This window comes from Mesorhizobium sp. M0317 (genome assembly GCF_040321555.1).
Lineage (GTDB): Bacteria > Pseudomonadota > Alphaproteobacteria > Rhizobiales > Rhizobiaceae > Mesorhizobium.
Genome location: NZ_JAMYRV010000033.1, coordinates 1 through 25,160 on the forward strand (window position 1 = coordinate 1; position 25,160 = coordinate 25,160).

The following is a 25,160-nucleotide window of genomic DNA, read 5'->3' on the forward strand; positions in this document are numbered from 1 at the left end:
GCGCGAGCACAAGAAGCTCGCTCTACGCCAAGCCGCATGACCAGTTTCATGATCGCCCATTTTGCAGAACTTGACGCACACAACCCATTGCTGCTTCTTAGTGTGAGCGCAATGTTGCTTTCCGATGACAGACCAAGCTATGCTCTCTCTATTCGGCGGATTCGCCGACATTTCGGCGGGAGGGGTAATTGGTTGAACTTCGTATGGCCGGCAAAAATCTGCCGGCAGTCTTGAGGGATGTCGTCGACTACAGAAAATCAGGCTTGAGCCTGAATCACGTCGTGGGGTGCCCTCTCGACTGCGGCTATTGTGTGCGCCATCTATTCGACAATTATGACATGAAAAAACCACACTTAATCATGTCGGACGACAATGCCGTCGAAACCTTGGTGACCCACTGGGCCTTTCGGGCCAACACCACGCCGCTTCAGATATTCAACAGAGCGACCGACCCCTTTCTGCCCGGCGTCAAAGACCACCTCTTCGCCTGCCTTGAGGCGTTGGATGCCAAGGGGCTGTCGAACCCAATGCTAGTAATAACGCGTTGGCATATCGGACCGGACGATGTCACTCGACTTGAAGGTCTATCCAACCTGCGCGTTACTGTGCTGATCACTTGGTCCGGTATTGATGACCAGCGCATAGAACCCGTTGACAGCGCCATCGCAGAGCGATCATTGTCGACTCTTGCCAACCATAAAAGACGGACTAAATCGGTCCTCTATTGGAGACCGCTGATAGCGGGACTCAACGATACCGATCGGCATCTGCGACGCGCAAGTGAGCTAGCCGAAATGGCAGATGCCACCGCCTTCACCGGCCTTTTCTATAGGGAGCAGATAAAGGCCCACTTTAAGGCCGCAGGCGTGCCCGAAATGTATGACACCATTGCACGCCGCAAGATCTTACCGCGAGAACTGGAGCTGAAGATAATCGCCGCGTTCGGGATGCGGCCCTTGTTCCGAAAGACCTCGTGTGCAGTCGCGTTCGCCCATGGTATTGCGGACTATAATGGCCATTTCGGGATTCGCGAAGTTTGCGACATTTGTCCGGCCCGACAATTGGCGATATGCGCACGGCTTCACGTGAGGCCAAATCCCGAAACTGTCACAGCCCTTGCGGCCTCTGTCGGTTTGGACACCTCCGATATTCGCATCAGCGAACGGAACATCGAAGTTCTCGGTAGCCAGGAGCAGCAGCGGTACTTTATGCAGCATGCACTGAATTATCAGGTCCATGATCGAGCGCAGCCGCATCACCATGGCAGACACGGCAGAGCAGAAGTCGGATGGGAATAGAGCACGAGACTTTTTTCGTGATGGATGTGGAAGGGAGCGGAGCCACTCCACCTGAAATCGTTGAGCTTGCCATCACGCCAATCAACGAGCTCAAAATCGGAGCGCGGCGGTGGGAATGGCGCGTGCAACCGAATGGACCAATAGCGGCCGCTGCAACGCGGATCCACGGCATTACGCAAGACGACGTTGCTGAGGCGCCTTCGATTGACGATATCGCCGGCGAGATAATGACTTGGACGGATGGACAGAGAATCATTGGCCACAACGTCCGCGTGGAGCTCGAAACCATTTCCAGATCGATTCCCGACTGGAAGCCTTCAATGGCAATCGACACGCTTCGGTTGGCGAAGGCCACCCGTCCAGGGATGGCATCCTATGGGCTTGAGAATCTCAGTCAGGCTCTGAACATTTCGGAAGAAGCGAAGCGACTTACAGGAGGACGCCATCACTCGGCAGCCTTCGATACCGTGGTCACCGCGCTTCTGTTCATCGAACTTGTCTCAAGCATTCCTGCCAACTCAAGAATGACGGCTTTGATGGATGCAGATATTCTCAACAATCGCCAAGGGGTGCTGTTGTGAAAAAGCCTACCTTCATGATCGGAATCGCTGGGACGCATTCAACCGGCAAATCTACTTTTGTCTCCAGAGTAGCCGAAAAACTTGAAGGTCGCGGCTTGAGCGTAGGCCAGATCGGTGATCTCGCTACCAAGGCGCGCGATGTAGGCTTTCCTATCCTTAGCGATCACACATATGAAAGCACGTTGTGGATCATCGCCGAAGGGATGCGGCAGGAGGCCGAGGCGTTGCTTACGAGCGACGTCGTTCTGGTCGATCGTCCGGTGCCGGACGCCTTGGGCTACCTCACGGCGGCTCTGGAGGTTTCATCCCGCGGGATCAGTCGGGAACGACTTTCAGAATTGCAGACAATTGTCGCTGCCCATGCCACACGGTACAATCTGCTAATCATCACCGAGTTGGACCATGCCATTCCACTTGGTCCAGAGCGCGACACAAACGCGATCTTTCGCTCAGCAGCAGGCCAGCATGTAACGGCTGTGATCGATCAGGTCCGGCCTCAAGCCATCCGCATGACATCAAAAAATGTCGACAAAGTCGTGGCTGGTGCCGTCGAAAAGGCTCTTGGCAATTTCAGCAAAGGAGGTTGTTGATGTCTTTGTTGAAGGTTCGAACAACCATAGACACGATTATCAATTCCGCCGCCAAAGGCGGTGATATCAGCACAAAAACTTTGATCGAAGCGCTGAGAAAAGATTACGCTGCGATCATTTCAGCCGCACAGTCAGAACTCGAAACCATCGCGTTGACCAAGGTTGTAAACGAAGTTGCCCGTCGGCGTGTCCGGGAAGTGCCAGGTCAGAGCGAGCTTTTCGGTGACTACTCCGGCATCTGGCAGACCATTGTTGTCAAAAGCCGCGGACCTGACGGCAAACTGCGATATGAGCGTAAGGCAATAAATGTTGCTACGCCCGAAGAGGTTGAAGCCTGGTTGCAAGAACACACACAAACGCGCCGCAGTCAGCCAGAGAAATTTGCTGGTATGCGCCGAATGCTAGAGGATGCAAGGAACATCGGTGGGGCCAAAGGCGCCACGATCGGCAGCCTGCTGGCTGAGAAGCGCCGCCGAGAGCTGGCCGCGGAGTAGCTCACAGCCTTAGATTTATTAGCCTCGGAGTAGCGTCAAGGCATTAGCGGTTCTAGGGCATCCAGCCGAGCTGTTTGCCTTTCAACATCGCCCGCGCACAGGACGAGGCGTTCGGGATCGACACGCCGCGCATCTGGACTGCCGCTCGCGACCGGCAGGTCTGGGAGCAACTGAGCGAGTGGGCATCATCCTCTTGTGCAATCCGCCCGGCGCCTCGTGGAGATCTTTGCATGTCAGTCGGCCATCCGCATGCTCTAGCCGTCAAAGCAAAGCCATGAACCTCGTTGAAGGAAGCTTCGCTCGGCCGGCGGCTACGCAATTACGAGGAAAAATGCTGTGTCCGCCTTTGGGTGCTGATTGGTTTTCGAATGACTGGAACGAGGCGCAAAGCAGTGGTTGGCGAAGTAAAAAGATCGAGAACTGTTCCTGTCGCGATAACGCCACCGCCAGTGCTGGCCGATTGCCCCGATTGGAACAACGGGCCCTGTATTCGGCCGTACGCTGCTCAGACTTGAATTACTCGTCCGGCTTCTGCAGACGGGCGACGAGGCATTGATGGTTCCTTGGAATTCCCGGAGACGCGAAACGACTTTGTTGAACGACAGTGGCTTTTCATCGAACATCATCGGCGGCATGCCACGGTGGTCGGAGCGCAGGTCCGCAGTCGCATTTCGGAATGCACGAGCTGAAGCGTCCCGGGCCCCCCGTATCGTAGCTCGCCCAGCTAGAGCGGAAAAAGACCGCCTTGTGCTTGGCTACCTGTTCGAGCAGCTCAAAGTCCAAGGCCGCACCTTCCCATCTTCGGTGTCGAGCAGCATCGCTATATCGTAGTAATGCCGCGAGAGATATTGCGGCGTCGGCGTTTCCCCGGGCCTGTGCGCCTCGGCATGGAGGGCGGTTATCTTTCCCCTAAAGTCCGCCGAACCGACAACACGGTCACTTTGGAACCCGGATTCTCGAAGAAATCTGGAAAATCTTCCGCCGCATAGGAACGGGTCGTCTTCTGCCGGTAGGCCATGGGTCGCCCAGGGGCGCCGAACTCGGGCTTAACCCGCGGAGTGGTGTTGGCCATGCCTTCGTACTCTTCCGCGGCCGGCGCGGTCGGATAATGAAAGTTGATCGTCTGTAGATCGCCTGCGTCGATCTTAAGGGACCATTCGCCCTTCGTCGGCTCGCCGAGATGTCCGCCGATTGCTGCGCGCAGCGCGGGCAGCAGCTTCTCTGCGACGTGCATTTCGACATCGCCGACGAGCTCCTCGACAAGCCTGCCGGCCTGTTCTGCTGATCCCGTCCCGCTCGGGATCACGATCGCCGATATAGCCGAGCTCGGCGCGGTCGAACCACAGATCTATGTCCTCTGAGAATCTGCGGATCGCGCCGTAAGCTTTGGATAAGGACGTTCCGCCTTTGAAGAGCAAGGTGGGCGTCCTCCTTTGGCACCTCGAAGAGTCGTCTCAAAGTCCCGCAGACCCAGAAGTCCTTCTCTACGAGCGTATTGGCAACGCCGCGGGTCGCGCCCGTTTCGCCGAACAGCGCGGAGCGTTCGTGTGCGGGCAAGAGGATCAACCTTATTCACCCAGGGGCACCCACTTGCGTTGTTGGCGATGGCGACGAGCGTGGCCGCATCCATGCGGGTGCCCGAGTGGCGCCAGCGACAAGTGCTTTCTTGTCGCTCACCGATAGCTGGCGCGGCCACCTGCGCGAGGTCATGCGCACTCATTGGACCCAGGTGGCGCAGAGCCTGCACGACGGTGCCAGCGGCGCTGCCCGGGGCAATCAGATGCTTCGGGGAGGCGTGACGCAGATCCACAACCCGCTTGCAGAGCACAACGCGGCGGGAAGGGCCATCGGTCAGGTTGCACGCGGCCAGTGGAATGAGCAAGCTGCGGCGTGTTCATGAATAGGTGGGGGCCGGTATTTTGCCAATGCTCTAATCGATTATAGTTGTGAAGAGCAGTTTCGGCCGTTTACTTGCCCCACAAGTCCCCATAAAAGGAGACAGCATCGATTCGATGTTATCCCTTGTCTTTCGCGTACTCGCGGTACCGTGGCGCCGAGTGAACGATTGAGGACCGCCAGCCCGCTCACCAGCAGGTCTGCACTGGCGGCTTGGGGCCCGTTGGTAAGCCACAGGAGTAGGACAATGTCGAAGGATTCGGGCAAGGGCGAAAATCACGGCGGCGGCCCCGGGAAGATCGAGATCACGGTGGTGGTGAACGGCCAGCCCACACAGGTCGAAGCCAATCCCAACCAGCCGCTTCACGTCGTCCGCACCAAAGCGCTTGAAAATACGCAGAACGTCGCCCAACCGGCCGAGAATTGGGAATTCAAGGACGAGGCCGGCACCTTGCTCGACGTCGACAAAAAAGTTGGCGATTTCGGTTTCGCGACCACTGTGACCCTGTTCCTCAGCCTGAAGGCGGGCGTCGCAGGTGCCTGAACTCCAAACTGTGGACCCGGAGGTATCCCGAGCGAAGTTCGATCGGCAGATCGGCTGGTTCCAAACGCAAGCAGGTATTTACCGGGCTCAGGGTTGTTTCCTGATCGAGGCGAGCTTCCCGACGGCCTTCTTCATCTTCGTACCGCCGAAGATAAAGCCACAGATCATCGGTGCAGCTGTCGAGATCGACTTCTCCAATTACGACCTCCGACCTCCGTCGGTGGTCTTCGTAGACCCCTTTATACGCCGGCCGATTGCCCGGAAAGATTTGCTGCTCAGGATGCTGAGACGACCGCATCTACCCGGAACCCCACCGGATATGATTTTGGTCCTCATGCAGCAGAACGCTCCGTCGCTGTCGGACTTCATCCAGGCCAACAGTGCGGAACACACGCCATTCCTGTGCATGGCAGGCGTCCGGGAATACCACGACAATCCAGCCCATTCAGGTGATTCATGGCTTCTCCACCGGGGTTCTGGCGAAGGCTGTTTGGCCTTCATCCTGGACAAGATCATCAAGTACGGGACCGGTCCCGTGGAGCAGCTTCAGTATCAGTTCCAAATCTCAGTGGGAGCCATGATAGCACCCCTACCCGCCATTCCAGAATGACCGAGCTCAAGGATATCGGGACAGTCGCTCTTCCCCGAGACTGTCTTTCAAGTGTCCAGGCGCACCTGCGCTCAGTTGGGCGACAGGGCCATGAGGGGATGGCGCTCTGGGTCGGCGTTCAGCAAGACCAACACTTTGGCGTAACAGAGACCGTTATCCCGGCACAGCGTCACATTCGGACGGGCGACGGCGTTTGCGTGATAGTTCCGGCCGAAGAACTACACCGGCTCAATGTCTGGCTCTACAAGAGCAGCCTTAAACTCTTCGCCCAGATCCATAGCCATCCGGGCCGAGCCTACCATTCGACGACCGACGACGCCTACGCGGTCGCTACCACAGTTGGGTGTCTGTCGCTGGTGGTGCCCAATTTCGCCCGCGAGCCTTTCGATCTTGCTCGGGTCGCCGCCTATCGACTTGACGCGAAGGCGAACTGGAATGAGTTCCCATCCGCGGCACTAAGGCGGATGATCACGATAACGGGTTGAACGATGGCACTCGCTAACTTCATCGACCGCGCCGCCACGGCAGCTTCTCAGGTGCTGGCCGACTTTCATCTATGCGACTTCAAAGCAGCCCTCGAAAAGCAGGTCGTGGCTATGGCCTTCGACAGCCAAGCCGCTTCGTGTGCCGAGGGCCAGGCCACGCTTGACCTTACGGTCAGGTTGCTTGCCAGACTGTATCCGGTTCTGGCCATACTCCCCCTGGATATGGCCGCGAGCTCTCAAGCCCAAGCGCTCGAGCGCTTGGCAAAGTCGATCAATCCAAAAATCAGCATCCGGCGTTCCGGCAAGTATGCGACGGTCTGTGTAGCTGCAGGCGCGGTGCACCCATCACTTCGGTGCCCAACGTTTTTCATGGGATCCCAGGGTTGGGCGGCAAAGCTGTCACGTACGGACCCGGTGGGCTCTGGCTCGAGCTTGCTGCCCTATGGAGCTGGCGCCGCAAGCTGCTTCGCCGCGGCCAACGTCTTTCGAACCATCTTTGCTTCCCAGCTGACCGGCGCCGAGCTGGACGAGAACATCGACCTCTCTTTATGCACCTACAACAAGAGCAACGCCGGCGATTCCAGCCCCTTAAATTTCCCTGTCGACCTTGGCGAAACGCACCTCGTTGGGCTCGGCGCGATAGGCCATGGCTCGCTCTGGGCGCTGGCGAGGCAATCCGGTCTGTCGGGGCGCCTGCATGTAGTTGATCACGAAGCTATCGAACTCTCAAACCTGCAGCGCTACGTGTTGGCAGGTCAGGCGGAGGTCGGCCTCTCTAAGGCGGCCCTCGCAACCAACGCCCTTCGGTCCACCGCCCTTGAAGTCGAGGCGCACCCTATGAAGTGGGCAGAATATGTTGCGCGCTGGGGCGATTGGGTATTCGACCGAGTGGGTGTGGCGCTTGACACCGCCGCCGACCGTCTAGCTGTCCAAGGTGCTCTGCCCCGATGGATCGCGAACGCCTGGACTCAGGAGCAAGATCTAGGCATCTCGCGGCATGGTTTCGATGACGGCCAGGCTTGCCTTTGCTGCATGTACATGCCGACCGGGAAATCCAAGGACGAACACCAACTGGTCGCGGAGGAACTCGGAATGCCGGAAGCACACGAGGAGGTAAAAATGCTCCTGCAGACCAACACCGGAGTCCCCAATGAGTTCGTAGCTCGGGTGGCTACGGCAATGGCTGTGCCGTTTGAGCCGCTCGCCGCGTTTGTTGGCCAGCCCCTCCGTTCCTTTTATCAGGAGGTTATCTGCGGCGGCCTGGTGTTCCAGCTTAGCGATGGAAGTCGTCTCGTTCGAACCGTGGTTCCGATGGCCTTTCAATCAGCGCTTGCCGGGATCATGCTTGCCGCAGACCTGGTCAAGCATAGTGCGGGTTTTCCGATGAGTCCGATAACCAGCACTCGCGTGAATCTACTGCGCCCCCTTGGTTCTCACCTCCATGATCCGAAAGCCAAAGATACCAGCGGCCGCTGCATCTGCAGCGATGAGGATTTCATTGCCGCCTACAGGCTGAAATACGGCTGTGCCGTTGGACAGCTGAACAACGGGTCCGCCTAAGAAATATCTGAAGTCTTCGTTACCGCGGACGGCGAGCTGTCAAGCGCTCACCGATGTTTTCGACCACGATCGAGTGCCTGATGAGAGTGCGGGGCGGATACTATGACACGCTCGGCCCGCTGCTTGCCAATGTCAGGCCCAGAACCCACGACAGAGATCCTTGAGCGACGGCTCGCCGTTTAACGTTTTTTGTACTGTTATCTACGTTCGACCATATTCGTCGTCGAAGCGAACGATATCATCCTCGGCGAGATAATCGCCGCTCTGCACTTCAATGATAACCAGGTCAATTCTGCCTGGGTTCTCAAGCCGATGCTTATGGCCGCAGGGGATGTAAGTAGATTCGTTTGTCCCCAGGAACAACTCCTGCTCGCCATTGACGATTTTGGCGGAGCCGCTGACCACGACCCAGTGCTCCGAACGATGATAGTGCATCTGCAGGCTCAACTGGCGACCGGGCTTCACCTCGATGCGTTTGATCTTGAAGCGCTCGCCTTCCTCCAGAACCGTATAGGTACCCCAGGGCCGGTGTACCGTGCTATGGACCAGATGAGCTTCATGTCCCGAAGCCTTGAGGCCCTCGAAGAGCTTCTTAACGTCCTGAACGCGGTCGCGGGATGTGACAAGCAAAGCGTCCGGGGAATCCACGATCACCAGATCGCTTACGCCCACCGTGCCGATGACGCGCTTGTCGGAGCTCACATAGGTGCCGGTCGTGTCGACCATGTGCACATCGCCGCGTATCCTGTTCCCGCTTTCGTCGGGGGCGATCAAATCGGCCATTGCGTTCCAAGATCCGATGTCGTTCCAATCCATGTCGCAAGGAATCACGGCAAGTCTGTTAGTCTTCTCCATGACAGCGTGGTCGAGCGAGATTCGCGGCGCGGAACCGAAATGCTCAGGCGCGAGTTCGATTTTGGCAAAGCCTTGGCATTGACTGGCGCGGCCGTTCTCGTAGCTGTCGGCGACGGCCTGGAGCACCTCGGGACAATGCAAAACCATCTCGTCGAGCATGGTTTGCGCACTGAAGCAGAAGATGCCGGCGTTCCAGAAGAAGCGTTGAGACGCGACATAGGCTTTGGCTGTATCCAGATCCGGTTTTTCAACGAAACGGACGACGTTCTCACCATCTGCTTCGATGTAGCCGAATGCTGTGTCCGGTCTGGTTGGGGTGATGCCCAATGTGGCGATCCGCCCGAGCTTCGCATGTTCCATGGCCAGGCCCATGACGTCTAGAAACGCAGGCAGGTTGCTAATCAGGTGATCGGCCGGGAAGACGCACAGGATCGCGTCAGGGCCTTGCGTTGCCCTCGCATGGATCGCGGCTGCAGCCACGGCGGCGGCCGTATCCCGAGCTTCGGGCTCGAGCAGAAAGGTGCGTGGCAGGACCACGGAATCCAGTTCGTCAAATTCGTCCTTGGTCAGGAAGAGGTGTTCCCCGGATGTCACAGCGACGAGTTCCACGACACCTTCTATCGAAGCGGCGCGCAGCACAGTGTGCTGAATGAGAGAATATCCATCCGCTACTTTGAGGAAAGGTTTGGGGTGCGATTGCCTTGAGGCGGGCCATAGCCGCGATCCGGCTCCGCCGCTGATGATCACGGGAATCACTTTCATAACCAACCTCAATTTCGTCTCTGGAGTGATCGCCCGCGTTCTTTCGAGCGTCAGCGTCACGATCGCCGTCGCTCTGGCTTGTCTGCGGCCCCCGCGTAACAGCGAAGTTCTGGCGCGTTGCGGGCGGCGTCAGATGACGACGCTATCGGTAATGTACGACGCCTCCACTGGCGTCGGTGAGAAATGCGCATTCAACTATGCCTGTGGTTGCGTCTGCCGAATTGCGCAGGTGGCGGGTCTTAACTGAGATCAGAGACTTGGCTGTCTTCTATCAAAGTCAAACGACTTGGCTCCTTCAGATCGAATTCAATCACCCGTGGTGCGAAAAGGCGTGCATATCGTGTAAAGGCGCTCGTCGGGGGAAACCGAATTACGGTATCGCAGCGCCCGAGAAGATACATCTCAACGAGGGCGGAAATACCGCCGTCAATCCCGAGTGCTGCAGTGTGTAAGGGGCCACCTTGATTGGATCCGAAGTGCTTCGGGACAGTGAGCAGATCGGGAAACCTGGCCGATAGAAGATCCAGTATCCGCGCGCTGTCCGTGCATAAGAACAGCCGCACAGGCCTAGGGTGCGGTAACGCCTTAGCCTTGTCAATTGCAGCGCACACTTGCCGAACGGCGAGCTCCGGATCGGCCCAGTAGGGCGCATGCTCCATGATGTCTTCACCGTTACCGTGCCGAACATGAATCCCGATGATGCTGTGCCCCTCAAAACATTCCTGATAAATGGCATCTATGCGGGCTTGAATTTCTGGCCGAGGCTTGACACTCTGGAACACCTGCCGCTCTGCATCCTCATCGCACCGCCACATCAGACAAGCGTCACACACTACTGTGTTCGCTTCGACATCGTGTTCGGCCTGAAAGAGCTCGCCCAACTCATCGCGCTCTTGGAAAATCTGCTCATCTGGCCGGTAAAGGCACTCGATCGCCGGCCTGTTCCACCACTCCGGGAAGAATGGACCAGGGAAGGAAACGTCGTTGATCCGGTCGTCGGAAATAGCCGGCACGCCAGCGATGTCATTGATCGGCTGGAAGAACACCGGAAACGCATTTGTGAAGGGTTGGTCGAGGTAGCAGGCCCCCCGCCAGTCGATGGCCAGAGTTCGTCCCGACCGCTGCGCGTAGCGCCAAGCGGCCGCCAACGACCACAGACAATCACCGAACCCCGTACGCCTCCGAGAGACGACGAACCGGCGCTTTTCTAATCCACTAACATGCATTTTCGGAAATCTCGTTTCAGAGAGGAGGTTGCATCCGGTTTGGAATCCTTAGTCGACACTAGTAGACCCTGACGCCGGGCGCTTGGCAGAGGCCGGGCCATAAGGCAGAAGAGCTCTCTCAGCACTGCCCACTAATCCCGTGACGCTCGCACAGCTTGAAGCCGATGCCCTCGCTTCCGGTTCAGCCTGCTCTAATGGGCCTCCGCGGCATATGTAAAATCTATTGAGTGGATGCCGGCCATCCATGTGTTGGATGCCAGTGAAGGGGCTCGGCTGACGCGGGCCCGGCCAAACGACAGATCGACGCGCCTGGAACCAGCTGATCGACAGAATCTGCAGTCGGCTCCCAAAGTTCTGCACGACCTGTGCCGGATGCTGTGGTGAGGGCTCGCGGCCACGAACTTTGTCTTCGCCCCAAACGGAAGCTCGCGCCTACGACTCCGGGTCGGCGATGCGCCCCCGCTGCTCGGTCGGACCATCCATTCTGTGGATGCACTTTATCCAAACAATCGATTTCACTGATCCAAACAATTCCCATTAGAAGACGCTGAAGCAAGAAAGAAAGGCGTCCTCACTCGCTGATGGATGAGCAAATCAGCTGCAAGGTGCTGGGAGGACATGTCGCTCAGGGCGTGAGCTGAGCGGCACTCGGACCGCATGTACGAATCCGACAGGTTAGCGGCGCAACTCTATTTTGCTGTGACTCTAAGCAAGAGCAGGTGTGCTCGGCTGGCGGACTGTCAATGACGAGCCGCGCGCCGCATCTGTCGAAGTGCTCCATAGGGCACGGGGCGGGCCGCACATTGTGTCGGCGTGGCGAGCCGAAGCCGAAACTTTAAACTTTAATAGAGCAGGAATAGAATGGGTGATAGCAGGAAAGTTGCTCTTATTACGGGCATAACGGGACAGGATGGTGCCTATCTTGCCCGTCTTCTTCTCAAAAAAGGCTACATTGTTCATGGGATTAAGCGCCGTTCCTCTTCCTTCAACACGGGTCGTATCGAAGACCTCTACCAAGACCCGCACGAATCCGATCCGCGCCTAATCTTGCATTACGGTGACCTCACTGATTCGACTAACCTCATCCGCGTGGTTCAGGAATCTCAGCCAGACGAAATTTACAACTTGGCTGCTCAGAGCCATGTCCAGGTGTCGTTCGAAACACCTGAGTACACAGCAAACGCGGACGGTATCGGTACATTGCGACTTCTTGAGGCGATTCGCCTCCTCGGTCTGACGGACAAGACCCGCTTCTATCAAGCCTCGACTTCAGAGCTATACGGCCTCGTGCAGTCCGTACCGCAGAACGAAACGACGCCCTTTTATCCGCGCAGCCCTTACGCCGCCGCCAAGCTCTACGCCTACTGGATGGTCGTCAATTATCGCGAGGGCTATGGTATGCACGCTTCCAACGGCATTCTTTTTAATCACGAAAGCCCCCTTCGTGGCGAAACTTTTGTGACGCGCAAGATCACCCGCGCTGCCGCTGCTATCTACCTGGGCAAGCAGGACAAGCTTTATCTCGGCAATCTCGATGCTCAACGCGATTGGGGCCATGCGCGTGAGTACGTGCGAGGTATGTGGATGATGATGCAGCAGGATCAACCGGATGATTACGTGCTGGCTACGGGCAAAACGACTCCTGTCCGCCAATTCGTCGAGTGGGCTTTCGAAGATGTCGGCGTCGAGATCGAATGGCGTGGCAAGGGTGCCGACGAAAAGGGCTATGATGTAGCGAGCGGCAGATGCCTAGTCCAAGTGGACCCACGCTACTTCCGCCCCACGGAAGTCGATCTTCTCCTGGGTGACGCTACCAAGGCGAAGGAGAAGCTCGGCTGGGTGCATGAGATATCCGTGCGCGAGCTTGCTGCGGAAATGGTCCGCGAAGACCTGAAGGTCATGCAGACATCTGTAGTCATGAAGGAAGCGTAATGTATGATCTGAACGGAAAAACCGTGTGGGTCGCTGGCCACAAAGGTATGGTGGGCAGCGCTGTTGTACGCCGCCTCGCGTCTGAAGACTGCAAAGTTGTGGCCGCCCCTCGGGGAGAGCTAGATCTCAAGCGACAGACCGAAGTTGAAAACTTCGTGGCAGTGATGAAACCGGACGCTATCGTTATGGCGGCGGCAAAGGTAGGCGGTATTCTCGCGAACGCCACCTATCCGGTCGACTTTCTTTACGACAATCTGATGATCGAGGCCAATATCTTCGCGGCAGCCCACGAAAACAATGTCGACCGCGTCCTCTTCCTCGGCTCGTCTTGCATCTATCCGAAGATGGCACCACAGCCCATTCCTGAAAGCGCGCTTTTGACCGGGCCACTAGAGCGCACCAACGAATGCTACGCCGTCGCCAAGATCACCGGCATCAAAATGGCTCAAGCCTATCGCGAGCAATATGGCCGCGATTACATCTCCGCTATGCCGACGAATCTCTACGGGCCAGGCGACAATTATGACTTGCAGTCAGGCCACGTCATCCCAGCGCTGATCCGGAAAGCGCATGAAGCTAAGCTCATAAGTGATAAGCAAATCACCATCTGGGGCACGGGCACACCACGTCGGGAATTCATGCACGTCGACGACTGCGCCGACGCATTAGTCTTCCTTCTGAAGAACTACTCTGACCATGATCACGTCAATCTCGGCTGCGGACAGGACATCACGATCCTAGAGCTGACTAGAATGATCTGCCGTGTAGTCGGATTTACTGGGGAGATCGCGCATGATCACTCTAGACCTGACGGTACACCGCGAAAGCTGATGAGCGTCGACAAGCTGCGCACTTTGGGATGGGCAGCAAAGATCACTCTCATGGAAGGCATCGAGAGTGCCTATCATGCATTTCTGAACGGGAGCTACACCGAACGGCGATAGATAAATGGATTTGCTGCGTCTCAGGCCTGTACGCGCTTTCGGGACCCAGAGCTAATGTGGACTGAGACAATCACTCGATGGCGAGCGCTCATGTGAGCCAGCCGCGAAGAGCCCTGCCGGACCTCAACCCCATCCGCTCCAACCTCGTCGCCGTGAAGGTCACGGTGCGCTGCCCACGCCGACGCCGACCGCGTCAATCCTCACAAGGGTAACCGTCGAGAACCGAACGCGTCTACGGTAACGGAATGTACTTCTTGTTCTCCTCCGAGGGATTTGTCGATGGGCATTCCGGACGAGCCAAGGTTTGAGCATGTTACCTTCAAAACCCGGTTAGCAACGTCGGATTTGGTATGAAATTCGGAACAAGTGGATTACGGGGCCTAGCGACAGAATTGGCAGGAGCCGCCTCTGCCCTCTATGCAACGGCATTCGCGACATTCCTGCTGGAATCCGGCCTGGCCAGAATTGGCGACGAGATACTCATAGGGCGCGACTTTCGCGCCTCGAGTCCGGCCATCGCCGCCGTCTGTGCGGCGGCACTGTCCGCGCTCGGCTTCATCGTAGTCGATTGCGGCGCAGTCCCCACCCCTGCCCTGGCACTGTATGCTCAGGCGCGTAAGAGTGGTTGTTTGATGATCACAGGCTCGCACATTCCGGCCGACCGTAATGGAATAAAATTCTATCGACCCGACGGTGAGATCGACAAAGGTGATGAGCGGGAGATAACGCGCATCGCCTTGCAGTTGGAGAAGCGCGGATACGTCCTTGAAGGTGCTGTTGCACGTCGGCAGCACCGGGAGGCCGAATGCAAGGCCTTTTTCATGGCGCGCAATCGAAAGCTTATGGAGATTAATGCTCTAAAGGGCTTAACGGTGGGCGTATATCAGCACAGCACAGTCGCGCGCGATCTCTTGGTTGACATTCTCTCATATCACTGTGCGACGGTCGTAACCCTGGGACGTTCGGAAGGTTTCATTCCTGTCGACACTGAAGCGGTCTCTGACGAGACTGCTCAACAGTTCAAGCTCTGGGCCAAAGAGCATCGGCTTGATGCGGTCGTCTCGGCAGATGGCGATGGTGACCGCCCACTGGTAGCTGACGACCACGGAGACCCCCTCCGTGGTGATTTGTTAGGCCTGGTTACAGCGAACTTCCTGCAAGCGAAGGCGGTCGTCACGCCGGTCACATCAAACTCTGGTATCGAGACCGCAGGTTCTTTCAAAGTCGTGCGTACCAAGGTTGGATCGCCATTTGTTATTGCTGCCATGCTCGATTTGGTTGCGTCGGGTCACGAGCGCGTGGTTGGTTTCGAAGCAAACGGTGGTTTGTTGACCGGCACGGACTTTGACTCGAACGGAACTAAACTGCGAGCGCTACCCACACGCGACAGTTTTCTCCCCATCCTTGCGGCACTTTCCCTTGTTAATACAAGTGGGCAGCCACTGTCGGAGATTGGTAGTTCCTTTCAATTGCCGGCGGCGGCGGCGGATCGCTTGGAAAATTTTTCCGTCGAAAGCAGCACTCGCCTCATGACATACCTTCGTACAGCGGAAACTAACATCGCCGCCTTCGTCGGGTCGATTGGAGTGGTAAGCAAGGTTAGCGATGTTGACGGACTTCGTATCACTCTCGCGGATAAGCGTGTCTTGCATTTGCGTCCATCCGGAAATGCCCCGGAAATGCGGTGCTACGTCGAAGCCGAAAATCGGGAGGACGCGGAGCTTTTGCTCCGGACTGGATTGGATCGAATTCGTAATTGGACGCAAGGCTAAATAAAAGCCGCCTCCCTGCGTATTCCAGGTGACCCTGGGGGTCGCACGAGCTACTCAAGCGCGATCAGAACGTCCACAGTGTCCCTGGCTCTGTCCGCTTTGAAGCGAACCGGAACGCCCGTGGAAACAGCCGATCCGTACCGGCCACGGAGCGTCCGGTAGCTCATGGTCAAGGCAGCGCCCTCCGGTAGCGAACAGCCGGCCCCGCACTGACCGCCTGCGCCGCATGTACGATGGCGTTGGTGTCCAGGCCGTGGTGACGGTATAGGTCCGCAATAGTCCCCGTCTGGCCGAACTGCTCGACCCCGAGCGCCTTCACGCGATGCCCGTTAACCCCACCGAGCCACGCGAGCGTCGCCGGGTGGCCGTCGATCACGGTGACGATGCCGCAGTCACGCGATAGCGGCGCGAGCAGCCGCTCGATATGACTCAGGGCGCCAATCGCGCCACGCTGCCGGGCACGTTCCGCCGCCTGCCAGCCCGCATTAAGCCGGTCCGCGGAGGTGATCGCGAGCAGCCCGACATCGCGCCGGTCCTCCGCCAGAAGACCCGTCGCGGCAATCGCCTCCGGCGCGACAACGCCTTGATAAGCAATGACGACACTCGCGTTGGGCCCAGGCGGACGCAGCCAATAGGCGCCATTGACGATGTCCCGCGCGAGCGCCGGGTTCATGTCGCGCAGCGGCTGCTCGAGCGGCCGGGTTGACAGGCGAAGATAGACCGATCCTCCGGTCTGATCACGCAGCCACGTCGTCTCATCCGGATCCCCCTCGCCATTACGTTGCATGTAATCGAAGGCAAAGCGCATGATCACGGACAGTTCGTCGACGAAGGCCGGTTCGAAGGCGCAAAGCCCATCCTGCGCCATGCCGATCAATGGGGTGCCGATCGACTGGTGTGCCCCGCCCTCGGGCGCCAGCGTCACGCCCGAGGGCGTTGCGACCAGCATGAAGCGCGCATCCTGATAGCAGGCGTAGTTTAGCTGGTCGGCCGATCGGTAGATGAAGGGATCATAGACTGTCCCGATCGGCAGCAGGCGCACGCCATTGATCGAGTGCGAGAGACCGAGCGCCCCGAGCATGATCATCAGGTTCGACTCGGCGATCCCGAGCTCGAGGTGCTGCCCCTTCGGCCCAAATTCCCAGGTAAAGGTCGACGGAATGCGTTCGGCCTTGAAGGTGTCCGCCATGGTCTCCCGGGCGAAAAGGCCGCGCCGGTTGACCCAGCCACCGAGATTGGTCGAGACCGTCACATCGGGCGAGGTGGTGACAATGCGGTCGGCAAGCAGACTGCGCTCGCGTGCGATGTCGTTCAGGATCTGGCCGAAGCCCATCTGGGTCGAGAGCGGCTTGCCGGGCTGCCCCGGTGACGGAAGGGTTTCGGGCACCGGCACCGACGGCGCAGACAGCCTCCTACGCCCCTCACTGAAGAACGGCGCCTTTGCGAAGAAGGCGTCAAGTTCCGCTTCCGGCAAGGTGGCGGCCGCCCATTTGTCCCACTCCTCACCCCGCTTTACGCCCATCTGCAGGCGGTAGTCTTCCATCTGCGTGGGCGTCATCTGCCCCGCGTGGTTGTCCTTGTGTCCGGCAAGCGGCAGACCGTAGCCCTTGATGGTGTAACAGATGAAGCAGACGGGACGGTCATGCCTGGACGCCGCCTCGAAGGCTTCGAGGAGGCTCGGCATGTCATGACCGCCAAGGTTCGTCATCAACGCCTGCAACTCGTCGTCGGAGCGGCGTTCGATCAGTGTGGTGACCGGCCCTTGGTCTCCGATCTCGTCGAGCAGCCGCTTGCGCCAGGCAGCACCCCCTTGGAAGGTCAGCGCCGAATAGAGCTGGTTCGGACAGCGCTCTATCCACTCGAGCAGCTTCTCGCCCCCCGGCTCGGCAAAGGCAGCCTCTTGCAGAGCGCCGTGGCGCAGGACCATCACGTCCCAGCCGAAGTTGCGAAAAATCTGCTCGAACCGCTGCCAGAGGCCCTCCCGGATCACGGCGTCGAGCGACTGGCGATTGTAGTCGACCACCCACCAGCAGTTCCTGAGCCCGTGCTTCCAGCCTTCGATCAGGGCCTCGTAGATGTTGCCCTCATCCATCTCGGCGTCGCCGATCAGGCTGACCATTCGGCCCTCGGCACGATCCTTCATCCAGCCGTGACCCGAGACATAGTCCTGCACCAGCGACGAGAACAGCGTCTGAGCAACGCCGAGACCCACCGACCCGGTCGAGAAGTCGACATCGTCGACATCCTTCGTCCGCGAAGGGTAGCTCTGCGCGCCCTTGTAGCCGCGGAAGTTCATGAGCTTTTCGTGGGTCTGGTTGCCCGCCAGATACTGAAGTGCATGGAAGATCGGCGCCGCATGGGGTTTGACCGCCACCCGATCCTGCGGGCGCAGGACCGAACCGTAGAGCGCGGTCATGATGGTGCTCAGCGACGCGGACGAGGCCTGATGCCCCCCGACCTTGATCTCATCGCCCTCGCGGACGTGGTTGGCGTGGTGGATCGTCCAGGCTGCGAGCCAGGAGACGCAGCGCTCGATCTCGTTCAGATATTCCAGTTTCCTCGTCATTCAGTTTCCCGCAAATCAGCTGCCGGTCTCACAGGACCCCCGCCCAAATGGTCAAAGATCGAGTTTCAACACACCTGTCGCGCGCGACACGCAGGGGATGAAGCGGTGGCCGCGTGCCTCCTTGGACAGGACGGCATCCCGATGGATCGGCTGTCCCGCCAGCATTGCGCATTCGCAGGTCCCGCACACCCCGTTCTCACACGAGGCCATCAACGGCACACCGGCCGCACGCAAGGCGGCCAGTGCCGTGGTCTCAGCCGAAACCTCAACCACCCTGCCCGCACGGAGTTCTATGACGAATGGTTCCGGTGGCGCGCCATCAAACTCGGGAGGCTGGAAAGTTTCGAAATGAACCGTGCCCTCGGGCCAGTGTTCAGCCGCCCGCCCCACGGCGGCCATGAATCCGGGCGGCCCGCAATAGTAAACCTGAGCCTCGGCCGAACGGTTCGCCAGCAGCGCGGCGATGTCCTGCCGGGTCGCCGGCTCGTCGTCGAAATGGAACCGAACATTATCGCCAGGAAGATCGTCCTCGATCACCTCCAAGAGTGGCGTGAGCGCCCGGCCGCGGGTGAAATAGTGCAACTCGAAGGGCTTGGCCTGCCGGGTGAGCGCGCGCGCCATGGCCAGAATCGGGGTGATCCCGATCCCCCCTGCCAGCAGCAAAGTCGGCCCCTCGCCTGGCTTGAGCGCAAAATGGTTGCGTGGCGCGGAGACAGGCAGTGTGGAGCCGACGGCAATGGTTTCGTGGATCCACGCCGAGCCGCCACGGCCGTCATTCTCGCGCTTCACCGCGATGGTGTAGCGGCCAAGCTCGGTCGGGTCGCCGCAAAGTGAATACTGACGCACCTTCCCTTCAGGCAGATGGACGTCGACGTGAGAACCCGCTTCGAACGCCGGCAGCACAGGTTTGCGTGGGTGTTTCAGGTCGATGACCAGCACGTCGCCCGGCTCCTTGCGGACGGCGGTCACGGTCAGCTTCATGATAATACGCGGCGAGGCCATGGCGTTTCACTCGTCGATGGGCAAGATCAGATCACCGGGGCGGATCACGCCCCCGACCTCGATTGTGCAGTTCAGGCCGGAGCGATTCAGAAGCCCCTCGTAGAGACCCGGAAGCCCGAGCAACTCCTCGATATACTTGCACGGCACATTCATCCGGGCGGCCCTGAGGATCGTTTCCCCGACCCGGAAGCGTTTGCCGACAAGATGGCTAAGCGGAACGCCTCGTGTCGTCAGATTGCGCCGGTGATCTTCGGGTGCGAGCTTGGCCTTGAAGCCCGGAATCCTGGGTTCGCCCTGCGCGATGGCGTCCAAGACTTCAGCTTCGATCAGCGTCACTTCGCGAACGTCAGGACGCGCGGAATAGGTCCCCGTCCCCAGGTAGTAGCGGTCTCCGACAATGCCTTGGCCGGCAATAAGCTGCGCCTGCGCCAGCTCCTCCATTTCATAGGAGGCGACAGGCGCGATATGGACGTGAAGCAGCTTTCCTCGCCAGGTCATCATCGCTCTCGGAAATTCGTCTCGTGGAAACCTGCTGCAAAACTGGCCTGATCAACAGCGCCAGTTGCATGGCATTTTCCCGGTCCAGTTGGCTGTTTGGAAAGAAATACGGGGGGCCCTCGGACCGTTTTCAGCGCCAGCTTTCGGCGTAGCCCCGTCTCAGTTGTTCCGCGCCGGCATCGCGTCTTGCACCTGCTTGACAACCTCTCGCAGGACCTCAACGCCCTTCCCGATCTGCCGAATGCTCAAGGCGGCATAGCCCATGACAAGTCCGACGCGATCGGTGCGGCCTTGGTCAGATGGCCGTTCGTAGAGCGGCGAGATCAGGTGTAGCCCCAGGCCAGCGTCGCGGGCGGATTCGACCAAGGCCGTTTCCCGCGATCGTGGCAGGTCATTGAACCAAACCGCGACGTGCAGTCCCGCATCTGCTCCCTGGACAGTGATGCGATCCCCGAAGCTGTGCTGCAAGGCACCCAACAACGTTTCCCGACGCTCGCCGTTCAGCCTGCGCACACGGCGCACATGGCTTTCGTAGCCGCCGCTCTCGATCAACGATGCCAGCGCTTCCTGTTCAGCGACCGGCGAATGCCGGTCTGCGAATTGTTTGGCGGTTGCGAAGACCTCCTGCAATTCGGGCGGGACGACGAGGTAGCCGATGCGCAGCATCGGCGAGAGCGTTTTGGAGATCGTGCCGAGGTAGATGACAGCCCCGTGGTCCTCGAGACTGTGCAGCGGAGGGACCGGATTGATGTCGTAGCGATATTCGCTGTCGTAGTCGTCCTCGATCACATAGGCGTTGTTGTGCCGCGCCCATTTCAGAAGCTGATGGCGGCGCGCGATCGGCATGACGCCGCCCAGCGGAAACTGATGCGATGGCGTGACATAAGCCAGTCGTGCCCCGATCCCCGCCAGCAACTCGGCCTTCATCCCGTCTTCGTCGACGATGACCGGGATGGGTGAGGCACCCGTACTGGCAAAGACCTGACGCGCCATCCTGTAGCACGGATCCTCGATGACGAAGCGGTCGGCGGGATCGAGAAGCAGGCGCGCGCACAGATCAAGGCCCTGCTGCGAACCGCTGACGATGATGATCTGGTCGAGGTCGCAGCTCAGGGTCCGGGCGCGCCAGAGATATCCCTGAAGCGCCTGGCGGAGCCGGCGCGAGCCGCGAGGATCGTCATAGGCAAGACGCAGCGGGCGCTGCCCCATCGCCTCGTTCATCGCGCGTTTCCAGACCAATGATGGGAAATCCGACGGCGCGAGGTCGCCATAGCGGAACTCGACCTTCAGCCCAGTCGGCAGATAATCTGGCCAGGGTGACGCCGCGCGCAGCCGCTCGCCATATGCGGACAGGTGGATCGGGCCGACCCGTTGCGCGTGAGTGCGCCCCGTCCCATGGCCCATCAACGAAGACGCAACGCGAGGTCGTGCGCCTTGACGGACTTCGATGAGACCCTCCGCAGCCAGTTGCTCATAGGCGACCGTCACCGTGGTTCGCGAAACGCCGAGGTCATTTGCCAGGGCCCGGGAGGATGGCAACTGACTGCCGGTTTCGTAGACGCCGCCGAGGATTTGCTCGCGAAGGGCTTCGTATATCTGGCGTGCACCCATCGCGTGCGAGCGCCCTGCAGAACCGGCACTTGAAGACTGGACCATCTCTTTCATCGCCAACTGGATATTTCACATCGGCCAGTTTGCCGTCAATGTTTTCGGAGCCCAAGAAAGATCTCAGAGGCCGAATGACCCGCTCCTATCAATCCGAAACCGATGCTCCCACGCGGTCTCTCAACCGCACCAGCCCCGGATTTGCCACCCGGGCGATCCATCATGGCTACGATCCGGCCGGCTTTTCCAATGCCGTCCAGCCGCCAGTGTTCCTGACGTCAACCTATGGGTTCGAAAGCGTGGCAGCAAACGAGGCCGCCGCCGCCCTTGGTGGACGGCTCTATGCGCGCGAATACAATCCGACGACCGAGATCCTCGAGCAGCGGCTCGCCAATCTGGAAGGAGCCGAGGCGGGGCTGGTTGTTGCCTCGGGGATGGCGGCCTTCGGCACGCTGATCCTGTCGCTCCTGTCCCAAGGCGATGAACTCATCGTCCACAAGACGCTTTATGCGAACACGCTTGCCATGATCGAACAGGCGGTCCCCCGCTTCGGCATCAAGGTCGTCGCGGTCGATCTGTCCGATCCCCAAAATCTCGATGCCTCGATCACCGAGCGGACGCGGCTGGTTTTCTTCGAGACGCCGGTCAATCCGCTGAGCCGCATCCTCGACATCGCGGCAATTGCCGAGCGCGCTCACGAGCGCGGTGTAAGGGTTGCAGTCGACAGCACCTTCGCCTCGCCCGCGCTCCAGCGACCGCTTGAGCACGGGGCAGACATCGTGCTCCACTCGCTGACCAAGTACATCAATGGTCATGGCGATGCCCTTGGCGGGGCGCTTCTCGGCGACGCGCAAACGCTCCGCACGCTGCATGAAACCGGCCTGCGCTACATCACCGGCGCAGCGCTCTCGCCCATGTCAGCTTTCCTGATCCTGCGCGGTCTGAAGACGCTGACGCTGCGCATGGAACGGCACAGCGCCACGGCCCTTGCGGTGGCTCGGGCGCTTGAAGCGCACCCGGCGGTGGCATTTGTGAGTTATCCGTTCCTCGACTCGCACCCTGATCAGGTGACGGCGCGAAAACAGATGTCCAACGGATCGGGCATGTTGGCCTTTGGCCTCCACGCTGGATACGAAGGAGCGCGCCGGATGATGGACCGGCTCAACCTGATCATTCGCGCCGTCAGCCTCGGCGATGCCGACAGCCTCATCTATCATCCAGCAAGCCTCACCCGTGCTCGGCAGCCGATCCGCAAGGATGCCCATTTGGCCGATGGAGTCGGCGAGGATCTCATGCGTCTCTCGGTGGGGCTTGAAGACGCCGATGACCTCATCGCAGACCTGCGGCGGGGTCTGGACGGCTTATGATGACCTGTCGTGTGGCCACCCTTGCGCTCACGCATGAACCTGGAGCCTTGCCATGGCATTCCTGAGCGGTCTTTCCGCGTTCCCCATCACCCCGACCAATCGTGACGGCCGCGTCGATAGCGTTGCCCTGCGCAGGCTGATTGCTCGGCTTGGCATTGCTCAGGTCGATTCCATCGGTCTTCTCGGCAGCACCGGCACATACATCTATCTGTCGCGCGAGCAACGGCGGCGGGCGCTCTCCGAGACCTTGGACCAAACGGCGGGGCAAATGCCGGTCGTGGTGGGTGTGGGCGCGCTGCGCACCGATGAAGCCGTGGGGCTCGCGCAAGACGCCAAGGCCCTTGGAGCAGCTGCGGGTTTGCTTGCCGCCGCCTCCTACACCCCGCTTACTGATGACGAGGTGTTCGAACATTTCTCCACTGTGGCGCGCGAAAGTGGCCTGCCGATCGTCGTCTACGACAATCCAGGAACGACGCATTTCCATTTCAGTCCACCCCTTGTCAGCCGCCTGGCAAAGGTGGCTGGGATTGTCGCCATCAAGAATCCGACAGACAAAAGCGATGCGATCAAGAACCACCTGACCGCCCAGAGGCGCACACTGCCGGAAGGGTTCTCGATTGGCTACAGCGGCGACTGGAACGCCGCCGAGGCCATGATCGCTGGCGCCGACACATGGTACAGCGTCCTCGCGGGCATCCTGCCCGAGGTCTGCATGACGATCGTCACAGCGGCGCAACAGGGCGATGCGGCCGAAGCGCGACGGATCAATGCCGCGCTGGTCCCGATCTGGAGCCTCTTCAAGGAGTTCTCGAGCCTTCGCGTCGTCTATGCACTCGCTGAATTGCTCGACATTTGCGCCGACCCCCCGCGTCCCATCCTGCCTCTGCCCCCAGCAGCGAAGCGCCAGATCGCCGCCGCGTTGAAAGGTTTGCCATCGGATGCCAGCCGGTGAACAGCAAACCCCGTTCGGCAAGTGAAAGGTATTTACCCGCTCATTTCGAGAACTGATCGAAAACAACACTCGGCGTGCTGATAGCCATGGCTGGAGCGGTCTCGACGCCAATCACACCCCCTTCGAACTCGACAATCGACTGCGGAGGTACAGACTGCGCAGGGCACTCCGCCCATGCCGCACCGTTCGCCTTCAAACTAGGAATCGGTGGTTTATCCATTGGAATAGCATCGAGCCGGCGCTTTACTTCCGGCCCGGTGCGCGCATTGAAGCCGGTGCCAATGCCGCCGGCGAACACCAGATTTCCGTCCTCGACATTCGCCAGAGCACGCTTCCCGACCGCCGTAACTGTTGCCGGGTTCGCAGCCGATGACGATGAACTCATCACTCAGCACGCATTTTGTCTCACCCATTCTTGGCGCCGGCCGGATCGATATGGACTGACACGCAGCTTGGAGACGATGCCCTCGACGCCGAACTGGGAGACTTGCGCGAGAATGTCGCTGCCGCCGCTGATCTCGTCGCTCAGAACGATGCCGTTTGGCGGCGTCTCAGCAGGTTAACTAGCGCTTTGCGCCGATCGACGAGTGGCCGATCGCGAAGACCCTCGCCGTCGATCTTGAGCAGGTCGAAGCCGGCAAGCATGGTCCTGACGTCTCCCGCCGCGGCCAAGAGCCCGCTGAAGACTGGGAATGCGCGACAAGCCTTCTGGTCAACGACGAACGCCTCACCGTCTATTATCGCGTCCAAGGCGCCGAGCTCGGCCACCGCCCGGGACGAAAGCCGGAAACCTGAGGGTCCAGTCGTGGAGGTTGCGGGTCGAGGCAGGCCCCCATCGATAGTCGTCCCATTTCATTTCGTGTAGCCAATCAGGGCGCTGCCGGACGCGGCCGACCAGCGGTCGATCTTCGCGACGACCCGAATGTCCAGTCTCGTGTAACCCAGCCTAAAGCGGCCTGTCCGCCCAAAAAATGACATTCAGTTGCCACCAGCCTTTCGACACGACCCACTTCACGATCTCGTAACTCGCCAACCTAGCGGCTTGTTGCTTGAGCTGCGCGTTCCTAGGGTGTGGTCGCTAGGCCTCAGCAACAAGAGCTCGGTTGCCAGGCGGGCGGAGGCTCAACGAGATAGCCAGCTCAGGACAAGGAGAGCAAGCAATGGTCGCTTTTACCCTCAATGGCGAGGCGCGAACACTCGACGTCGATCCAGAGATGCCGCTGCTCTGGGCGGTCCGTGACGTCATCGGACTCACGGGAACGAAATTCGGTTGCGGGCTTGCCCAGTGCGGCGCTTGCACGGTTCACGTTAACGGCATGCCGACGCGCTCGTGCCAGACCGCAGTCGGCGACATCGAAGGAGCCTCGATCACCACCATTGAGGGTGTGTCGGGCAAGATAGGCGAAACGGTCCAGGCCGTGTGGGCCGAGTTCGACGTACCTCAATGCGGCTATTGCCAGTCTGGCCAGATCATGTCGGCCGTGGCCCTCCTTACAGAGACGCCTAAGCCGTCGGACGATGATATTGATTCGGCGATGAGCGGCAATCTCTGCCGCTGCGCCACCTATCATCGCATCCGCGCGGCCATCCACGAGACCGCCAACCGGCTGGAGACTTGAGG

23 protein-coding genes and 2 pseudogenes are annotated in these 25,160 nt (G+C 59.4%); 15 read left to right on the top strand and 10 right to left on the bottom strand.

Annotated features, from left to right (window positions below; all coding sequences use genetic code 11):
• The first annotated feature begins 188 nt into the window (after positions 1 to 188).
• The 5 genes and pseudogenes from NKI88_RS21330 to NKI88_RS21350 all read left to right on the top strand — a co-directional run.
• The gene (locus NKI88_RS21330; protein WP_352657061.1) at positions 189 to 1,298 is read left to right on the top strand and encodes a radical SAM protein; all 1,110 of its coding nucleotides are present in this window, start codon (positions 189 to 191) and stop codon (positions 1,296 to 1,298) included.
• Positions 1,289 to 1,879 (top strand): 3'-5' exonuclease, encoded by a 591-nt coding sequence (locus tag NKI88_RS21335; RefSeq protein WP_352657063.1) that lies wholly within the window; start codon positions 1,289 to 1,291, stop codon positions 1,877 to 1,879. Before NKI88_RS21330 ends, NKI88_RS21335 begins: the two co-directional genes overlap by 10 nt.
• Positions 1,876 to 2,469, top strand: a complete 594-nt coding sequence (locus NKI88_RS21340) for an AAA family ATPase (protein WP_352561939.1) — start codon at positions 1,876 to 1,878, stop codon at positions 2,467 to 2,469. Before NKI88_RS21335 ends, NKI88_RS21340 begins: the two co-directional genes overlap by 4 nt.
• Entirely contained in the window at positions 2,469 to 2,963 is a 495-nt protein-coding gene (locus NKI88_RS21345; protein WP_352561938.1) for a hypothetical protein, read from the top strand. The genes NKI88_RS21340 and NKI88_RS21345 overlap by 1 nt, the downstream gene beginning before the upstream one ends.
• Positions 2,964 to 3,022: 59 nt before the next feature.
• A pseudogene (locus NKI88_RS21350) lies at positions 3,023 to 3,136 on the top strand (MBL fold metallo-hydrolase); the annotation flags it as partial.
• Between the two features lie 725 nt (positions 3,137 to 3,861).
• Here the strand turns inward: NKI88_RS21350 and NKI88_RS21355 are convergent.
• From NKI88_RS21355 to NKI88_RS21365, 3 genes and pseudogenes are all read right to left on the bottom strand, one after another.
• Positions 3,862 to 4,197, bottom strand: coding sequence for a hypothetical protein (locus NKI88_RS21355; protein ID WP_352561937.1), 336 nt, complete (start codon positions 4,195 to 4,197; stop codon positions 3,862 to 3,864).
• Positions 4,109 to 4,381, bottom strand: coding sequence for a nucleotidyl transferase AbiEii/AbiGii toxin family protein (locus tag NKI88_RS21360; protein WP_352561936.1), 273 nt, complete (start codon positions 4,379 to 4,381; stop codon positions 4,109 to 4,111). The genes NKI88_RS21355 and NKI88_RS21360 overlap by 89 nt, the downstream gene beginning before the upstream one ends.
• A 167-nt stretch (positions 4,382 to 4,548) precedes the next feature.
• Positions 4,549 to 4,821, bottom strand: a pseudogene (locus tag NKI88_RS21365) (DUF6088 family protein); the annotation flags it as partial.
• A gap of 285 nt (positions 4,822 to 5,106) precedes the next feature.
• Between NKI88_RS21365 and NKI88_RS21370 the strand changes: the two are divergent.
• The 4 genes from NKI88_RS21370 (at position 5,107) to NKI88_RS21385 (ending at position 8,058) form a co-directional block, all read left to right on the top strand.
• The gene (locus tag NKI88_RS21370; RefSeq protein WP_023672403.1) at positions 5,107 to 5,403 is read left to right on the top strand and encodes a DUF2604 domain-containing protein; all 297 of its coding nucleotides are present in this window, start codon (positions 5,107 to 5,109) and stop codon (positions 5,401 to 5,403) included.
• Positions 5,396 to 6,013 (top strand): putative metal-binding protein, encoded by a 618-nt coding sequence (locus NKI88_RS21375; RefSeq protein ID WP_352445713.1) that lies wholly within the window; start codon positions 5,396 to 5,398, stop codon positions 6,011 to 6,013. The genes NKI88_RS21370 and NKI88_RS21375 overlap by 8 nt, the downstream gene beginning before the upstream one ends.
• A 98-nt stretch (positions 6,014 to 6,111) precedes the next feature.
• Positions 6,112 to 6,498: a hypothetical protein gene (locus NKI88_RS21380; protein WP_352445711.1), complete on the top strand. Its 387-nt coding sequence runs from the start codon at positions 6,112 to 6,114 to the stop codon at positions 6,496 to 6,498.
• 3 nt (positions 6,499 to 6,501) lie between these two features.
• Entirely contained in the window at positions 6,502 to 8,058 is a 1,557-nt protein-coding gene (locus tag NKI88_RS21385) for an E2 ligase fold family C protein (protein WP_352657067.1), read from the top strand.
• A 201-nt stretch (positions 8,059 to 8,259) separates the two neighbouring features.
• Here NKI88_RS21385 and NKI88_RS21390 read toward each other — a convergent pair whose 3' ends face one another.
• Both NKI88_RS21390 and NKI88_RS21395 read right to left on the bottom strand, forming a co-directional pair.
• Positions 8,260 to 9,675, bottom strand: a complete 1,416-nt coding sequence (locus NKI88_RS21390) for a mannose-1-phosphate guanylyltransferase/mannose-6-phosphate isomerase (RefSeq protein ID WP_352561955.1) — start codon at positions 9,673 to 9,675, stop codon at positions 8,260 to 8,262.
• 239 nt (positions 9,676 to 9,914) lie between these two features.
• Positions 9,915 to 10,901 (bottom strand): nodulation protein NodZ, encoded by a 987-nt coding sequence (locus NKI88_RS21395; RefSeq protein WP_352561934.1) that lies wholly within the window; start codon positions 10,899 to 10,901, stop codon positions 9,915 to 9,917.
• 861 nt (positions 10,902 to 11,762) lie between these two features.
• Between NKI88_RS21395 and gmd the strand changes: the two genes are divergently transcribed.
• The 3 genes from gmd to NKI88_RS21410 all read left to right on the top strand — a co-directional run bounded on the left by gmd (position 11,763) and on the right by NKI88_RS21410 (position 15,549).
• Positions 11,763 to 12,833 carry a GDP-mannose 4,6-dehydratase gene (gmd, locus tag NKI88_RS21400; protein ID WP_352561933.1) on the top strand — a complete coding sequence of 357 codons (1,071 nt, stop codon included), beginning with the start codon at positions 11,763 to 11,765 and terminating at the stop codon, positions 12,831 to 12,833.
• Entirely contained in the window at positions 12,833 to 13,777 is a 945-nt protein-coding gene (gene fcl / locus NKI88_RS21405; RefSeq protein WP_352561932.1) for a GDP-L-fucose synthase, read from the top strand. The genes gmd and fcl overlap by 1 nt, the downstream gene beginning before the upstream one ends.
• A 350-nt stretch (positions 13,778 to 14,127) precedes the next feature.
• Complete coding sequence (locus NKI88_RS21410) at positions 14,128 to 15,549, top strand: phosphomannomutase (protein ID WP_352561931.1); 1,422 nt, start codon at positions 14,128 to 14,130, stop codon at positions 15,547 to 15,549.
• 169 nt (positions 15,550 to 15,718) lie between these two features.
• On the opposite strand, the gene NKI88_RS21415 is transcribed toward NKI88_RS21410, so the two are convergent.
• From NKI88_RS21415 to pdxR, 4 genes are all read right to left on the bottom strand, one after another.
• Complete coding sequence (locus tag NKI88_RS21415; RefSeq protein WP_352657070.1) at positions 15,719 to 18,115, bottom strand: transketolase; 2,397 nt, start codon at positions 18,113 to 18,115, stop codon at positions 15,719 to 15,721.
• 51 nt (positions 18,116 to 18,166) lie between these two features.
• Positions 18,167 to 19,117, bottom strand: a complete 951-nt coding sequence (locus NKI88_RS21420) for a PDR/VanB family oxidoreductase (RefSeq protein ID WP_352561930.1) — start codon at positions 19,115 to 19,117, stop codon at positions 18,167 to 18,169.
• Between the two features lie 6 nt (positions 19,118 to 19,123).
• Entirely contained in the window at positions 19,124 to 19,615 is a 492-nt protein-coding gene (locus tag NKI88_RS21425; RefSeq protein ID WP_352657072.1) for an MOSC domain-containing protein, read from the bottom strand.
• A gap of 159 nt (positions 19,616 to 19,774) precedes the next feature.
• Positions 19,775 to 21,280, bottom strand: a complete 1,506-nt coding sequence (gene pdxR, locus NKI88_RS21430) for a MocR-like pyridoxine biosynthesis transcription factor PdxR (RefSeq protein WP_352561953.1) — start codon at positions 21,278 to 21,280, stop codon at positions 19,775 to 19,777.
• Between the two features lie 74 nt (positions 21,281 to 21,354).
• Between pdxR and NKI88_RS21435 the strand changes: the two genes are divergently transcribed.
• Both NKI88_RS21435 and NKI88_RS21440 read left to right on the top strand, forming a co-directional pair.
• Positions 21,355 to 22,587 (top strand): trans-sulfuration enzyme family protein, encoded by a 1,233-nt coding sequence (locus tag NKI88_RS21435; RefSeq protein ID WP_352657074.1) that lies wholly within the window; start codon positions 21,355 to 21,357, stop codon positions 22,585 to 22,587.
• 52 nt (positions 22,588 to 22,639) lie between these two features.
• On the top strand, positions 22,640 to 23,539 hold the full coding sequence (locus NKI88_RS21440) for a dihydrodipicolinate synthase family protein (protein WP_352447871.1): 900 nt from the start codon (positions 22,640 to 22,642) through the stop codon (positions 23,537 to 23,539).
• A gap of 40 nt (positions 23,540 to 23,579) precedes the next feature.
• On the opposite strand, the gene NKI88_RS21445 is transcribed toward NKI88_RS21440, so the two are convergent.
• Positions 23,580 to 23,924: an ATP dependent DNA ligase gene (locus tag NKI88_RS21445; RefSeq protein WP_352561929.1), complete on the bottom strand. Its 345-nt coding sequence runs from the start codon at positions 23,922 to 23,924 to the stop codon at positions 23,580 to 23,582.
• 775 nt (positions 23,925 to 24,699) lie between these two features.
• Here NKI88_RS21445 and NKI88_RS21450 point away from each other — a divergent pair.
• On the top strand, positions 24,700 to 25,158 hold the full coding sequence (locus NKI88_RS21450) for a (2Fe-2S)-binding protein (protein WP_023708041.1): 459 nt from the start codon (positions 24,700 to 24,702) through the stop codon (positions 25,156 to 25,158).
• Positions 25,159 to 25,160: the final 2 nt, after the last annotated feature.